The organism is Vibrio sp. D3 (assembly GCF_043995865.1).
Lineage (GTDB): Bacteria > Pseudomonadota > Gammaproteobacteria > Enterobacterales > Vibrionaceae > Vibrio > Vibrio diabolicus.
The window spans coordinates 550,351-565,558 of record NZ_CP171887.1 but is presented as its reverse complement, the minus strand read 5'-3'; the positions used below and the strand labels follow the sequence as shown (position 1 = coordinate 565,558).

Annotated in this window: 14 protein-coding genes; 6 read left to right on the top strand and 8 right to left on the bottom strand. The window is 45.8% G+C overall.

The features are described from left to right. Positions 1-14 precede the first annotated feature (14 nt). Together ACHFJ9_RS10640 and nagZ are read right to left on the bottom strand one after the other, a co-directional pair. Positions 15-1,091 (bottom strand): 3-deoxy-7-phosphoheptulonate synthase, encoded by a 1,077-nt coding sequence (locus tag ACHFJ9_RS10640; RefSeq protein WP_005397501.1) that lies wholly within the window; start codon positions 1,089-1,091, stop codon positions 15-17. Positions 1,092-1,298: 207 nt separating this feature from the next. Then, positions 1,299-2,282, bottom strand: a complete 984-nt coding sequence (nagZ, locus tag ACHFJ9_RS10635; protein WP_395356786.1) for a beta-N-acetylhexosaminidase — start codon at positions 2,280-2,282, stop codon at positions 1,299-1,301. Positions 2,283-2,381: 99 nt separating this feature from the next. On the opposite strand from nagZ, the gene ACHFJ9_RS10630 reads away from it, so the two are divergent. Further along, a complete protein-coding gene (locus ACHFJ9_RS10630; RefSeq protein ID WP_395356784.1) occupies positions 2,382-3,494 on the top strand; it encodes an anhydro-N-acetylmuramic acid kinase in 1,113 nt (370 codons plus the stop codon). A 20-nt stretch (positions 3,495-3,514) separates the two neighbouring features. After that, positions 3,515-4,444: an N-acetylmuramic acid 6-phosphate etherase gene (gene murQ, locus ACHFJ9_RS10625; protein ID WP_395356782.1), complete on the top strand. Its 930-nt coding sequence runs from the start codon at positions 3,515-3,517 to the stop codon at positions 4,442-4,444. Positions 4,445-4,495: 51 nt separating this feature from the next. Here murQ and ACHFJ9_RS10620 read toward each other — a convergent pair whose 3' ends face one another. Both ACHFJ9_RS10620 and ACHFJ9_RS10615 read right to left on the bottom strand, forming a co-directional pair. Beyond that, positions 4,496-4,768, bottom strand: coding sequence for a hypothetical protein (locus ACHFJ9_RS10620; protein WP_012842127.1), 273 nt, complete (start codon positions 4,766-4,768; stop codon positions 4,496-4,498). A gap of 112 nt (positions 4,769-4,880) precedes the next feature. Further along, positions 4,881-5,222 carry a DUF2799 domain-containing protein gene (locus ACHFJ9_RS10615; RefSeq protein WP_012842128.1) on the bottom strand — a complete coding sequence of 114 codons (342 nt, stop codon included), beginning with the start codon at positions 5,220-5,222 and terminating at the stop codon, positions 4,881-4,883. A 280-nt stretch (positions 5,223-5,502) separates the two neighbouring features. Here ACHFJ9_RS10615 and ACHFJ9_RS10610 point away from each other — a divergent pair, with 280 nt between their 5' ends. From ACHFJ9_RS10610 to ACHFJ9_RS10595, 4 genes are all read left to right on the top strand, one after another. Further along, positions 5,503-6,987 (top strand): carbon starvation protein A, encoded by a 1,485-nt coding sequence (locus ACHFJ9_RS10610; RefSeq protein ID WP_005381914.1) that lies wholly within the window; start codon positions 5,503-5,505, stop codon positions 6,985-6,987. 193 nt (positions 6,988-7,180) lie between these two features. Continuing rightward, on the top strand, positions 7,181-8,851 hold the full coding sequence (locus ACHFJ9_RS10605) for a LytS/YhcK type 5TM receptor domain-containing protein (protein WP_395356779.1): 1,671 nt from the start codon (positions 7,181-7,183) through the stop codon (positions 8,849-8,851). 31 nt (positions 8,852-8,882) lie between these two features. Beyond that, on the top strand, positions 8,883-9,611 hold the full coding sequence (gene btsR, locus ACHFJ9_RS10600) for a two-component system response regulator BtsR (RefSeq protein WP_006743107.1): 729 nt from the start codon (positions 8,883-8,885) through the stop codon (positions 9,609-9,611). Positions 9,612-9,682: 71 nt separating this feature from the next. Further along, the gene (locus tag ACHFJ9_RS10595) at positions 9,683-10,156 is read left to right on the top strand and encodes a low molecular weight phosphatase family protein (RefSeq protein ID WP_395356776.1); all 474 of its coding nucleotides are present in this window, start codon (positions 9,683-9,685) and stop codon (positions 10,154-10,156) included. 46 nt (positions 10,157-10,202) lie between these two features. Here ACHFJ9_RS10595 and ispH read toward each other — a convergent pair whose 3' ends face one another. The 4 genes from ispH to ileS all read right to left on the bottom strand — a co-directional run bounded on the left by ispH (position 10,203) and on the right by ileS (position 15,191). Then, complete coding sequence (ispH, locus tag ACHFJ9_RS10590) at positions 10,203-11,168, bottom strand: 4-hydroxy-3-methylbut-2-enyl diphosphate reductase (protein WP_047009110.1); 966 nt, start codon at positions 11,166-11,168, stop codon at positions 10,203-10,205. A gap of 23 nt (positions 11,169-11,191) precedes the next feature. Beyond that, positions 11,192-11,623 (bottom strand): FKBP-type peptidyl-prolyl cis-trans isomerase, encoded by a 432-nt coding sequence (gene fkpB / locus ACHFJ9_RS10585; RefSeq protein ID WP_012842130.1) that lies wholly within the window; start codon positions 11,621-11,623, stop codon positions 11,192-11,194. 156 nt (positions 11,624-11,779) lie between these two features. Continuing rightward, positions 11,780-12,289 carry a signal peptidase II gene (gene lspA, locus ACHFJ9_RS10580; RefSeq protein ID WP_005397302.1) on the bottom strand — a complete coding sequence of 170 codons (510 nt, stop codon included), beginning with the start codon at positions 12,287-12,289 and terminating at the stop codon, positions 11,780-11,782. Positions 12,290-12,362: 73 nt separating this feature from the next. After that, on the bottom strand, positions 12,363-15,191 hold the full coding sequence (gene ileS / locus ACHFJ9_RS10575) for an isoleucine--tRNA ligase (protein ID WP_145473138.1): 2,829 nt from the start codon (positions 15,189-15,191) through the stop codon (positions 12,363-12,365). Positions 15,192-15,208: the final 17 nt, after the last annotated feature.

Genomic DNA, 15,208 nt, shown 5'->3' with positions numbered 1-15,208 from the left:
CCTTAAATCCTGTATTAATTAGCCTTTAGACGATTTTCTAAGAAAGGCACTAGCTCTTCATGTGCATGACGTAATAGTGCCTCAGTTGAATCCCAATTGATACATGCGTCAGTGATAGATACACCGTATTTCATTTCTTCAAGAGCTAAGTCAGAAGATTGATTTCCTTCATTGATATGGCTTTCAATCATAAGGCCGATAATGGACTTATTACCTTCACGGATTTGGTGAATAACATCTTCTGCGACTAATGGCTGGCGACGGTAATCTTTACGTGAGTTGGCGTGACTACAATCCACCATTAATGATGCATCAAGGCCAGATTTCGCCATTTCTTGCTCACACTCAGTAACTGACACTGAGTCGTAGTTAGTTTGCTTGCCGCCACGTAAGATCACATGCCCATTAGCATTACCCTGAGTGGTCAATAGCGCTACTTGTCCCTCACGGTTAATTCCCATAAAACGGTGGCTAGAAGACGCAGCTTGCATCGCATTGATTGCGGTTGCCAAACTGCCATCCGTGCCATTTTTAAAACCGATTGGCATAGACAGGCCACTTGCCATTTCACGGTGAGTTTGTGACTCCGTAGTACGTGCGCCGATCGCAGCCCAACTAAAAGTATCCGCCAAGTATTGTGGGCTAATTGGGTCCAGAGCTTCAGTCGCGAGCGGGATTTCCATCTCTGCCAATTCCACTAGCAGTTCGCGTCCAACATGCAGACCATGTTCAATATCGAAGCTGCCATCGAGGTGCGGATCGTTAATCAGCCCTTTCCAGCCGACCGTGGTGCGTGGTTTTTCAAAGTAAACACGCATAACAATATACAGTTGGTCACTTAGTTGTTCAGAGAGCGCTTTAAGACGTTTTGCGTAATCCTTCGCCGCTTCCACGTCGTGGATAGAACATGGACCACATACAACCAGCAGGCGATGATCCTTTTTATGAATAATATTAGCGATAGTTTGGCGAGACTCTTGAATAAAGCGGCGCGCTTTTTCACTCAAAGGAAGCTTGGTTTTTAGCTCCTCTGGGGTAATAAGAACCTGCTCTTCGCTAATATTAATATTGCTCAACTCACTTTTCTGCATAACTCTAACCTGTATATTTATTTTTACACCCAACCAAATCCTTGGTGAGACAACTAAGCTTTAAAGACAAGATAACAGGCTAAAAAAGAAAAACAAGCGTACACAATAAAAAACATTTGGTGTAAATTATAATTTACAGCTAAATAAAAAGCCAAAGTATAATTTACTTTGGCTTATAATCGGTGTTTTGAATCGTTTACAAGAGGTTTAGCTGGTCAAGCGTTTCATCGCTTCACTCGCCGCTTTCCACTCTTGAGATAACTTGAGATCGCTTAGAGAAAACGACTGTTTTTTCAGTAACGCATCCGCCAGTGGCACTGTTGATACTGGCAAGTTATCCAACACCTCAATGTGTGCTTCACGCTTATTACACATCAATAGCATATCGCAACCGGCTTTCAAGGCTTGAGCCCCACGCTCGGCAGGACTACCCATGATGGCAGCGCCCTCCATCGTCAGATCATCGGAGAAAACCAAGCCTTTAAAACCGAGTTGCTGTCGCAAAACTTGTTTCAACCAGTATTCTGAACCACTCGCTGGCTGAGAGTCGTAGTTCGGAAAAATCACGTGAGCAGGCATCATGGCATCTAAAATACCGGCATCAATTTGCGCTTTAAAGATAGCCATGTCTTGTTCGAAAATGTCGCTGCGCTCGTCGTATGGCGTTTCTAAGTGTGAGTCAGCAATCACACCACCGTGACCCGGGAAGTGTTTGCCTGTTGTTGCCATTCCAACGCTCTTCATACCCTGCATGTAAGCGGTGCTAAATCGAAGAATGGTATCGGCATCTTCGCCAAATGCTCGGTTACCGATCGCTTTACATTCATGACCTTTATCGAGCACGGGTGCAAAGCTTAAATCAATGTCGTGTGCTATCAACTCCGCTGCCATTAGCCAACCGCCCATACGTGCTAACTCTTCACCATTTTGATGTTTGGCGTATTCTTCGGCTGCTGGGATCAACGAGAAACCTTCACGGAAGCGTTGTACTCGCCCCCCTTCTTGATCCACACCGATCAAAATCGGGCGCTTGGCTGCCTTGCGGATTGATTGAGTAAGTGCTTGAAGCTGTTCACTATCATGATAGTTACGAGCAAATAGAATTAAGCCACCAACCGTAGGATGTTCCAGAATTTCTTTGTCTTCAGCGGTCAGTTCATAACCCGCGACGTCAACCCATAACGGTCCCATGTTTTCTCCTCAAAATCGGCTGAATATCTCGTATTCGATGAGGTTATTCGCTTCAGATTTGCTTTACAATAAGTGAATGAAGAATTGACGAGATCGGCTATGAAATTTAACGAACTGTACATTGGTGTGATGTCTGGAACGAGTATGGACGGCGTTGATACCGCTCTGGTTGAAATAAGTGATGAGCACGTTCGTCTGGTTGCGCACGACGATTACCCAATGCCCACAGCACTGAAAGAAATGCTGTTATCTGTTTGTACCGGTCAAGCCACAAATTTAAAAGCCATAGGTGAACTTGACCACCAGCTCGGCCACCTATTTGCAGATGCTGTGTTACAGCTGCTCAATAAGTCTGGTTACGTCGCAGAGCAAATTCGTGCGATTGGTAATCACGGTCAAACAGTGTTCCATCAGCCTACCGGAAACTTGCCGTTTACCACTCAATTGGGCGATGCAAACATCATCGCAGTGAAAACAGGGATTGATACGGTTGCAGATTTTCGACGTAAAGATATGGCGCTAGGTGGTCAAGGTGCACCGCTGGTTCCCGCTTTTCATAAAAGTATCTTTGCCATGCAAGATTCCACTACCGTGGTGCTGAACATCGGTGGCATAGCCAACATCTCTGTACTGCATCCCGAGCAACCAGTCATTGGCTATGACACTGGTCCGGGCAACATGTTGATGGACGCGTGGTGTGCGCTGCACACTGGGCAAAGCTTCGACAAAGATGCACAATTTGCACTGAAAGGAACGGTAAACGCTACTTTGTTGACTCAATTACTTAAAGAAGCTTACCTCGCCATGCCAGCACCTAAAAGTACCGGGCGAGAACTGTTCAATATTGACTGGCTGCATCAGCAACTGGCTCATTACAATTTACCAACCGAAGACGTACAGCGTACACTCTGCGAATATTCTGCGATTACCATTGCCAACGAAGTCGACAAGTTTTCTCATGGCATCACGCCTCAACTATTGGTCTGTGGCGGTGGAGCAAGAAACCCACTTTTAATGCAGCGATTGACTAAGTTATTGCCACAATGGCACGTTGCTACAACGGCAGAAAAAGGCGTTGATGGTGACTACATGGAAGCCATGGCATTTGCTTGGCTCGCGCAGCGCTATATTCATAGCCTCCCTAGCAATTTACCGGAAGTCACAGGGGCAAGTCGTCTCGCTTCACTTGGCGTACTCTACTCAAAAAATTAATCACGAAGGCTTAAATTACTATGACAAATGACGCGCTTATTGCGGCTCTTTCTCACCTCGTCTCTGAAGGTCGAAATCCTGAAACAATGGATATCGATCTTCTTCCTTCATTCGATATTGTGCAGCGTTTAAACCAACAAGATAAACTCGTCCCAATTGCGGTCGAGAAAGTGCTACCAGAGATCGCTCAAGCCGTTGATAAGATCACGGAAGCATTTAAGGTCGGAGGTCGGTTGTTTTACATCGGTGCAGGCACCAGTGGTCGGCTCGGCGTCTTGGACGCTTCAGAATGCCCGCCGACTTTTGGCACGGCTCCAGAGATGGTCGTTGGTATTATTGCGGGTGGAAAAGAGGCAATGTTTCGCGCGAAAGAAGGGGCAGAAGACGCCCCTGAACTAGGCGAGCAAGATCTTAAAGAGAATGCGCTAACACAACGCGATGTCGTCGTTGGTATTGCGGCAAGTGGACGAACACCATATGTAATTGGTGGCTTAGAGTATGCGAACGAACTTGGTGCCACCACTGTAGCACTATCTTGTAACCCTGACTCTCCGATTGCAGATATTGCCGATATTGCGATAAGCCCCGTTGTTGGACCTGAAGCGTTAACGGGATCCACTCGCTTAAAATCAGGGACGGCGCAAAAGCTCGTCCTGAACATGCTCACTACCGCAAGTATGATTCGCCTAGGCAAAAGTTATCAGAACTTAATGGTAGATGTGAAAGCGACGAATGCAAAGCTAGTTGCAAGAGCGGCTCGTATTGTTATGCAAGCAACAGATTGTACTAACCAAGAGGCTAAAACTGCGCTCAAAGAAACGAACTACGACGCCAAGTTAGCGATTTTGATGATTTTAACCGGGCTGGATAAAGAAAGCGCGACTGAGCAACTGAAAGCCAAACAAGGATATTTAAGAAAAGTCGTGATCGATCAAGCGAATCAACCTTAATCAATAAAGCGCCTCACTTATTTAAAAGTCAGGCGCCTTTTATGGCTTAATTTAGTAGTTCAATCGTTCAATGTGAGTAATACCGACTTTACCTTCAAGGTCGCTGAACATATGAACCATTGCTGGGTATGGTTGTGCTCCAGGGTAGACAACTTCTGCATTACAGAAAAACGCATAGTTTTGTCCGGCTACGACTTGAGTAGCCACAACCAAAGGGGAGTATTTGACGCCGACAAACCCCTCGATACCTTTAGCAAATACTTCTTTATCCTCTGCTTTGAGTTCATTAAATGGACTCCAGCCACCAGCCATTTGCGTTGACATAATGTGATTCCTTTTTCTGTGCTCACTATCAAGCAATATGAACATAGTTTAATAATGAGAATTTTGCCACAATTATGTTATGCGGACGGTATCACAACGGCTTTATTGACTATTAATTTGAGTACTCATTCCAGCCACGCTGCCATTCCATACGGAATTTTTGTGCTTGCTCAGTACCCTCACAAACCCCTTCATAATACTGACCAGATAGCCCCATTTGATACGCAAAAGCAGGGTTACAGTATTCACGTAGACCCTCTAAATAACCTTGGTCGTAGTCACTTTGCTTAACGCTACCCAACTCACGCAGCTCGCTCATCGTGCGTGATGTATGTCCGGCTACACCATCTTGATATCCGATCTGATGCCAATCTCCTGACTTGGCAAGATCTTCCGTCGTTGCAGCGCATCCTGCAAGTAAAGCCAGCGCCAAACCTAACGTTGCCTTTTTCATGGTTCTTCCTTAAGTAATTGTTTTCAAAAATAAGCTTACCACTAATTATTGGCGTTTGCCGCTTAGCTTGCAGATTAAACCACTGACGCCTCGAATCAGCCGCTCACTACTGCAATCAACCGTTCGCCATTTTTAAAAACCGCTCAAGCAGCATATCGACCACTCAGTGCTCTATTCGACCACTCATCTACTAACCGAATGCATTTAACACAAGTGACGCATAACATGCATCCTGAGATTAAAAAATTACCCTACCCAACTAAGACCAAGGACAATTGCTATGATGTGGTTTCTAACCTGTGTCGCAGCCCTAATCGGCGGATACTTCATCTACGGCGCTTTCGTCGAGAAGATTTTCGGCATCAATGAAAAACGCCAAACGCCTGCTCACACCAAATCGGACGGTGTTGACTTCGTTCCAATGTCAACAAAGAAAGTTTATCTAGTTCAGCTACTTAACATCGCTGGTGTTGGTCCAATTTTCGGCCCAATCATGGGTGCACTATACGGTCCAGCGGCAATGCTTTGGATTGTTGTCGGTTGTATTTTTGCTGGCGCAGTACACGATTACTTCTCTGGCATGCTTTCAGTGCGTAACGGCGGCGCATCTGTACCTACTATCACAGGTCGCTACCTAGGTAATGGCGCAAAACACTTTATGAATATTTTTGCCATTGTCCTACTGCTTCTTGTTGGCGTAGTGTTCGTTTCTGCTCCTGCAGGCATGATTACTAACCTCATCAATGATCAAACAAGCTTGAGCGTAAGCATGACGACTATGGTTATCGCTATCTTCGCTTACTACATCATTGCGACGATTGTTCCTGTCGATAAAATCATTGGCCGCTTCTACCCACTGTTTGGCGCTCTACTCATCTTTATGTCTGTTGGTCTAATGACAGCCGTTGCGTTTTCTAGCGAACACACAGTAATGGGTGACTTCCAAGTTTCAGACATGTTCTCGAACCTTAACCCAAATGATATGCCACTATGGCCAGCACTGTTCATCACTATCGCATGTGGCGCGATCTCTGGCTTCCACGCGACTCAGTCTCCACTGATGGCACGTTGTATGGAAAACGAGAAAAACGGTCGTTTCGTCTTCTACGGAGCAATGATTGGTGAAGGTGTTATCGCGCTAATCTGGTGTGCTATCGCTCTGTCTTTCTTCGGCTCTCTAGATGCACTATCAGAAGCTGTGAAAAACGGTGGCCCTGGTAACGTGGTATACAGCGCATCATTTGGTCTGCTTGGTGTGTTCGGTGGTATCCTTGCGTTCCTAGGTGTGGTTATCCTACCAATTACGTCTGGCGATACAGCATTCCGTTCAAGCCGTCTGATCCTTGCTGAATACTTCAACATGGAACAAAAGACGCTACGTAACCGCCTACTGATGGCACTTCCACTGTTCGTTATCGGCGGTATCTTAACTCAAGTAGACTTCGGCATTATCTGGCGCTACTTCGGTTTTGCTAACCAAACAACAGCAGTAATGATGCTTTGGACTGCGTCCGCTTACCTACTACGTCACAACAAGCTGCACTGGATTACCACTATCCCTGCTATCTTCATGACCACGGTATGTGTCACGTTCATCTTAAACAACAGCTCGCTAGGTTTTGGCCTGCCAATGCAACTATCAACTATCGTCGGTATTGTGTTTGCCCTAGCAGTGACTGGTTACGTTATCAAAACCTCTAAGGGTAAAGGTGAAACTGAACTGGCTGACGAAGAGAAACCACAAGCCGTGTCAGAAACAGCGTAATACTCGTCACATCCGAGTGACTAAGATAAGAGCCTGCCAATTGCAGGCTCTTTTTGTTTTATACCCAAGTCACTTTAAGATTCAGAACTCGGAGCGCAGCGCCATGTATTAAGCTGTCTTTATTTATCTGAGCCAAGCATCTTGAAGTGACTTAGGTATACAATAACAACATTGATTCTAGGTTAGGTTCACTATGGAACTGGTCGTTTCCCTTTTACAACAGATGTGTGTTTACTTAGTTTTGGCTTACATGCTAAGTAAAACGCCAATCATCTTACCTTTGCTGAGTATTTCTTCGCGCTTAAGCCACCGCCTAATTTGTTACGTACTTTTCTCTGGCTTTTGTATTCTCGGCACCTATTTCGGTCTGCATATCAACGACGCTATTGCCAATACTCGAGCGATCGGCGCGGTCATGGGCGGGCTGTTTGGTGGACCTGTTGTAGGTTTCGCCGTCGGATTTACTGGTGGCATCCATCGATACTCTCTTGGTGGCTTTACTGACCTCGCCTGCGCAATTTCAACCACCGCCGAGGGTGTAATTGGTGGCTTGCTCCACGTTTACCTTATCAAGCGAAATAAAGGCGCATTGCTGTTTAATCCAAGCGTCGTATTCAGCGTCACGTTTATTGCAGAAGTGGTGCAAATGATTTTGCTGCTCGCCGTCGCTAAACCCTTTGATCAAGCCTATGAGCTGGTGTCTGCCATTGCAGCACCGATGATCATCGCGAACTCATTTGGTGCGGCATTGTTCATGAGTATCCTGCAAGACAGAAAAGCGATCTTTGAAAAGTTTTCTGCGACGTTTTCGCGTCGAGCACTCACCATTGCTGATCGCTCAGTGGGAATTCTAAGCAACGGCTTCAACACCGAAAACGCTGAGAAAATCGCGCGTATTATTTATGAAGAAACCAAAGTGGGCGCTGTCGCGATTACCGACCAAGAAAAAATCTTGGCGTTTGTGGGCATTGGCGATGATCACCATAAACCGAACACGCCGATTTCATCGCAAAGCACATTAGACTCCATGGAGAAAAACGACATCATTTATCTTGATGGCGCAGAACGTCCATACCAATGTTCCATCGCAAAAGACTGCAAACTTGGCTCCGCGCTGATCATCCCACTGCGTGCGGGAAAAGAGGTCATTGGTACCATTAAGCTCTATGAACCGAAGCGTAAATTGTTCTCTACGGCCAACATGTCAATGGCAGAAGGGATAGCGCAGCTTCTCTCTAGCCAAATCTTGTATGGCGACTACCAACAACAACAAGCCTTACTCGCTCAAGCAGAAATCAAACTGCTTCACGCTCAGGTGAATCCACACTTTTTGTTTAATGCACTCAATACCATTAGTGCGATTACTCGTCGTGATCCTGATAAAGCACGTGAGTTGATCCAAAATTTATCGCACTTTTTCCGTAGCAATTTAAAGCAAAACATTAATACCGTGACGCTAAAAGAAGAGCTAGCGCATGTGAACTCGTACTTGAGCATCGAGAAGGCCCGCTTTACGGACCGCTTAGAGGTTGAAATCGATATTCAGCCTGAATTGCTGGACATCAAATTGCCAAGCTTTACACTCCAGCCTTTGGTTGAGAATGCCATTAAGCACGGCATTTCAAACATGCTTGAAGGTGGTAAAGTTCATATATACAGCGAAGCACACCCACAAGGTCATTTGATTACTGTCGAAGACAATGCAGGCAGTTTTGAACCGCCAAAAGAAAACCACTCCGGGCTAGGTTTAGAAATTGTCGACAAACGTCTCACTAATCAATTTGGGCGTGATGCATCGCTAAAAATTACGTGCGAGCCACATCAATTTACTAAAATGAGCTTTATCATTCCCCCAAAATCATAAAAGCACGCTGAAGCAATAAAGGTAATGTTGGATGTTAACCGCACTCGTCATTGATGATGAACAGTTTGCTCGTGAAGAGCTGACAGAGTTATTGGATGAAACAGGACAAGTTGAAGTGGTGGGCAATGCCTCAAACGCGATCCTTGGTCTAAAAAAAATCAATGAGCTCAAACCTGATGTGGTGTTTCTCGATATCCAAATGCCTCAAGTCACTGGGATTGAACTACTTGGAATGCTTGATCCAGAAACCATGCCTTATGTGGTTTTTGTCACGGCTTACGACCAGTATGCAATTCAAGCGTTTGAAGACAACGCCTTTGATTACTTGCTCAAACCTGTCGACCCATGCCGTTTAACCAAAACGGTCAAACGGCTAAATAAAGTCATTAGTCAATCCGCCCTAACTCAACAACTGTCTGCTATTACGCCCGACACTTTAGATCAGATTCCGTGCATCGGGCACAACCGTATCGTCATCATGGCCACCGACACGGTAGAATGTGCATACAGTGACATCAGCGGCGTGCATGTACGCTCCACCAGCCAAGCCGCGAGCACTCAACTAACATTAAAAACGCTAGAAGAGAAAACCCCACTGGTACGCTGTCATCGCCAATACTTAGTCAGTATTAAGGCCATCAGCGAAATCAAATTACTCGAAAACGGATTAGCAGAAATCATCACCAAAACTGGCTTTGAGATACCAGTAAGCCGCCGCTACCTTAAAGTGCTCAAAGAGATGCTGGGCATTAGCCACTAACACAAAAAGTTCACACATCACCGCTGAGTTTCCGCTAGCGTATAAATAAGACGCTCCGAAAAGACGAGGCGATGATGTATAAAGTTTTATTCATATGTAAGCACAATGCTGGACGAAGTGTGCTCGCTGAGTCGATCGCAACCCATATCCTGCCAGCAGATTTTAGTGTCGCCAGCGGTGGCTCTCATCCCACAGGCAAAGTTCACCCGGTGGTGCAAAAATATTTAGATGACCACCAACTTCCCATTCCACATATCCACACCCACTCATGGGAAGAGCGAACTCAGTTTCTTCCTGACATCGTTATTATTCTCTGTGACTCTTTACATCAAGAGGCAGCTCCTCAATGGCTTGCGGGGGGCGTTCGAGTAAACTGGCAAGTCGATGTCTTTCCGACTGAAGGTTCTGATGAAGAGGTGTACGCACATTGCGAAAGGGTTGCTCAGTCGCTTGAGCGAAGAATCACGAAGATGTCCGATATGATTATCGATGGTTTAGGGAAAGACCAAATTCGTGATTACCTAAATGAACTGAGAGAGATGTAAAAAAGGCGACCCTCTGGTCGCCTTTTGAATATTCGATAAATGGAGATTAATCCACTTGCTTGATTTGCAGTTCTTTGGGTACTTCAAAGAACATATTCTCTTCACGACCAAGTACTTCATCGACCGCTTCGGCACCGACGAGTTCTTTGATTCGCTCTAGAATCTGATTAACGAGCTCTTCCGGAGCAGATGCCCCCGCAGTCACGCCGACCTTTGTTTTGCCTTCGAACCATTCAGGTTTGATATCTTCCGGACAGTCGGTTAAGTAGCCAGGTGTCCCTAGCTTTTCAGCTAGCTCTTTAAGACGTGTAGAGTTTGATGAGTTTTTCGAACCCACCACAACCATCACATCTACGTCACCCGCTAATTCACGTACGGCATCTTGGCGGTTTTGTGTCGCGTAACAGATATCGTCTTTACGTGGTCCTTGGATATCTGGGAAGACGCGGCGTAGCTCTTCGATAACATCGGCAGTTTCATCTACAGAAAGTGTCGTTTGGCTTACGTAATGAAGATCAGATGGATCTTTCACAATCGACTTCAGTTTCTCAACATCGGCCGGGGTTTCAACCAAGTACATACCACCGGTTTCACTCGCGTACTGCCCCATTGTGCCTTCCACTTCAGGGTGACCTGCGTGACCAATCAGAACCACTTCCATATTGCGGCGGCTTGCTCGCGCTACTTCCATATGCACTTTGGTTACCAACGGGCACGTCGCGTCAAATACCGTCAAATCTCGCTGCTTGGCTTCCTGACGAACCGCTTGCGATACACCATGAGCAGAAAAAATCACAATGTTGTTGTCTGGCACTTCATGCAGCTCTTCAACGAAGACAGCGCCACGTTGTTTTAGCCCTTCAACCACAAAACGGTTATGCACCACCTCATGACGAACATAAATCGGTGGCTGATACATCTCTAGCGCACGCTCTACGATGCTAATCGCACGGTCTACACCAGCACAAAAGCCGCGTGGGTTAGCTAATAGGATTTTCATTTCATTGCTCATGGAAATTATCTTTATTGGGTTCGCTATTCTACTGACAAAATTTCAACTTCGAAAGTCACGTCTTGTCCCGCTAGAGGATGGTTGAAGTCCACAGTGACTGAATCGCCAGCAATCTCTGTAATAATGCCCGGGATTTCCATACCATCAGGACCACTGAACGCCATGATTGTACCCACTTCTACTTCTGCATCACCTACAAACTTAGTGCGATCCATATGGTGTACATGGTCTGGGTTTGGCATGCCAAACGCGTCTTCTGCTTTTAGCTCAATCGCTTTTTGTGCGCCTGTTTCTAAGCCTATTAAGCACTGCTCAAAGTTTTCACTCAAGCTGCCATCACCCATAACAAATTTCGCTGGTTTACCCATGTTATGAGTACTATCCGCAACCGATCCGTCTTTCATTTTAATCGTAAAGTGAAGGGTTACTACAGATTCATTGGTTATTGTTGTCACGTTACTGCTTCCTTGTTCTTGGGTTATTACGCTGTCAGCTTGGTCTTTTTATACATTGATATGCTGATTGGCGCTCCAACATAATAAAAAGCGTCGCCCGAATCAACGGGCGACGCTTAGGGTTATTCAACTTTTCGCAATATACACTGCCACTACTTAGGCTTTCGCCTCGTCTTTCTTTCGAAAGCCGTCAAGAATAATCATCGCGGCACCAATACAGATCGCCATGTCTGCAAGGTTGAACGCTGGCCAATGATAATTGCCCCAGAAAAAGTCCAAATAATCCACTACAAACCCATGTATTACTCGGTCGAATACGTTGCCTACTGCGCCACCAATAATCATGGCATAAGCAATATTATTCCATTTCTCTTTCGCTGGTAGTTTGCTCATCCAGTAAGTCAAAAGACCTGTAACGATAAAAGCAATACCTGTGAATAACCAACGTTGCCAGCCCGCTTGATCACTCAAAAAGCTAAAAGCAGCACCATAGTTATGCACGTACAAAAGATTAAAGAATGGCAAAATTTCTATGCGGTTTGCCCAGCCATATCCCATGTTGTTCATTACAACATACTTAATGCCAATATCAGCTAAAAAGATAACCACCGCTAACCATAACCAGCGAATACCAGATTGCTTTAAAGACAGTGCTTTTTCACTCATTACTTTACCTACAAACAGCCCCAGTAAATACTGGGGCTGTTAATTTTAAAAAAAGTTCAGTCGTTCTAGGCAATTACGCGAATTTACGTACTTCACCTTCGCCTTCTACGTTAGACACACAACGACCACAGATTTTCTCGTGACCTTCAATTGTGCCTACGTCTGGCGTGTGGTGCCAACAACGATCACACTTCTCGCCTTCAGCTGCTGCTACTTCAACAAACAAGCCTTCGATATCCGTGGCTTGTGCTGCATCAGTCTTCTCACCTAGAGGCTTAACTTTCGCCGCAGAGGTTAGTAGAACAAAGCGCAGTTCATCTTCAAGTTTGTTGATCTTCGCCGCTAAAGCGTCATCAGCAAATAGAGTCACTTCAGCTTGTAGTGCACCACCGATGGTTTTCTCTTTACGCGCATCTTCTAGAAGTTTGTTTACTGCACCACGAACCGCTTGGATCTCAGCCCAGAATTCATTGTTCAGCTCTTCACCTTCAGCAAGGCCGAATAGACCGTCGAACCACTCACCAGTGAATACGAACTTGTCGCGCTCGCCTGGCATTTCGTTCCAGATTTCATCTGCAGTGAACGACATGATTGGCGCCATCCAACGAACTAGCGCTTCTACGATGTAGTAAAGTGCAGTCTGGCAGCTACGTTGAGCGTTGCCGCCACGTTTTGCTGTGTACTGACGGTCTTTAATTACGTCTAGGTAGAAAGAACCCATTTCAATTGAACAGAATTGCATTAGACGCTGAGTCACACCGTGTGTGTTGTACTCTTCGTATGCTTTAACAATCTCTTCTTGTGCTGCTAGCGCACGACCAACTGCCCAGCGATCTAGCGCAACCATCTCTTCAACAGGAACGATGTCTGTTTCAGGGTTGAAGCCGCTTAGGTTAGCAAGGAAGAAACGCGCTGTGTTACGGATACGACGGTAAGCATCTGCGCTACGTTTTAGGATTTCATCAGAAACCGCAACTTCACCAGTGTAGTCTGTTGAAGCAACCCATAGACGAAGAATGTCAGCACCTAGCTTGTTAGTTACGTCTTTTGGCGCAACCACGTTACCGATAGATTTAGACATCTTACGACCCTGACCGTCAACCACGAAACCGTGTGTCAGTACTTGTTTGTAAGGTGCTTCGTCTTTCATCGCAATAGATGAAATTAGAGAAGACTGGAACCAACCGCGGTGTTGGTCAGAACCTTCTAGGTATAGGTCTGCACTATTGCCGTTGTACTCTTCACGAGCATCAACAACAGAGAAGTGAGTAACACCTGAATCGAACCATACGTCTAGCGTATCTAGCACTTTTTCGTATTGGTCAGCGTCAGCACCTAGTAGTTCAGCGGCATCTACATCCCACCATGCTTGGATGCCTTTCTCTTCAACCAGCTTAGCGACTTTCTCGATCAGCTCTAGCGTGTTTGGATGAAGTTCTGCTGTTTCTTTATGAACAAACAGAGCAATTGGCACACCCCAAGTACGTTGACGAGAGATACACCACTCAGGGCGACCTTCGATCATACCTTCGATGCGGCTTTGACCCCACTCAGGCATCCACTCTACATTCTTGATTGACTCTAATGCTTTAGCACGTAGGCCCGCTTGGTCCATAGAAACGAACCATTGAGGTGTAGCACGGAAGATGATTGGAGTCTTATGACGCCAACAGTGTGGGTAGCTGTGCTCGTAAGCGTGGTGATGTAGTAGTGCACCTTTTTCTTTTAGTACTTCTACTACTGCATCGTTCGCTTTAAATACGTGCTGACCAGCAAATAGCTCTGTATCTGGTAGGTAAACACCGTTTGAGCCAACTGGGTTTGCTACTTCTAGGTTGTACTTGTTACCAACCGCGAAGTCTTCTTGACCGTGACCAGGAGCAGTGTGAACAACACCAGTACCTGAATCAGTCGTAACGTGATCACCAAGGATCGCCGGTACAGTGAAATCGTAGAATGGGTGTTGGAATTGAGACAGCTCTAGATCCGCACCTTTAGCAAAGCCAAGATTGTGGAAGTGCTCGATACCCGCACGGTCCATTACGTCTTTCGCCAGCTCAGCAGCAACGATAATACGCTCAGCGTTGTCGCCTTCTGTTTGGATAAGTACGTACTCTAGATCATCACGTAGACATACTGCGCGGTTTGCTGGCAGTGTCCAAGGTGTTGTTGTCCAGATAACGATAGACACGTCACCGTGGCCTTCATGACCTTCAGTCAGCTCAAACTGAGACAACAGTGCCGCTTCGTCAGCCGCTTTAAAACGAACGTCGATAGATGGCGATACTTTATCTTTGTATTCTACTTCCGCTTCAGCAAGAGCAGAACCACAGTCTGTACACCAGTGAACAGGTTTGAAACCTTTTAGCAGATGACCATTACTTGCGATCTTACCAAGAGCACGAATAATGTTCGCTTCAGTTGCGAAATCCATAGTGCGGTATGGCTTGTCCCACTCACCCATGATACCAAGGCGTTTGAAGCTCTCTTTCTGACCTTCAACCTGACCTGCAGCGTATTCGCGACATTTCTCGCGGAATTCTGCTGCCGTCACTTTTTGGCCTGGCTTGCCTACTTTTTTCTCTACCATCAATTCAATAGGTAGACCGTGGCAGTCCCAGCCAGGAATATAAGGTGCGTCAAAACCTGAAAGTGTTTTGGATTTAATAATAATGTCTTTAAGAATCTTGTTTAGTGCGTGACCAATATGAATGTCACCATTTGCGTAAGGAGGGCCATCGTGCAATACGAATGACTTTTTGCCTTTCTTAGCTTTACGGATTTCACCGTAAAGATCTTCTTTGTACCAACGCTTAAGCATTTCTGGCTCACGATTGGCCAGATTGCCGCGCATTGGAAACCCTGTTTCAGGTAAGTTCAGGGTATCTTTATACTCACTCATCGATTCTTAATTCCGTT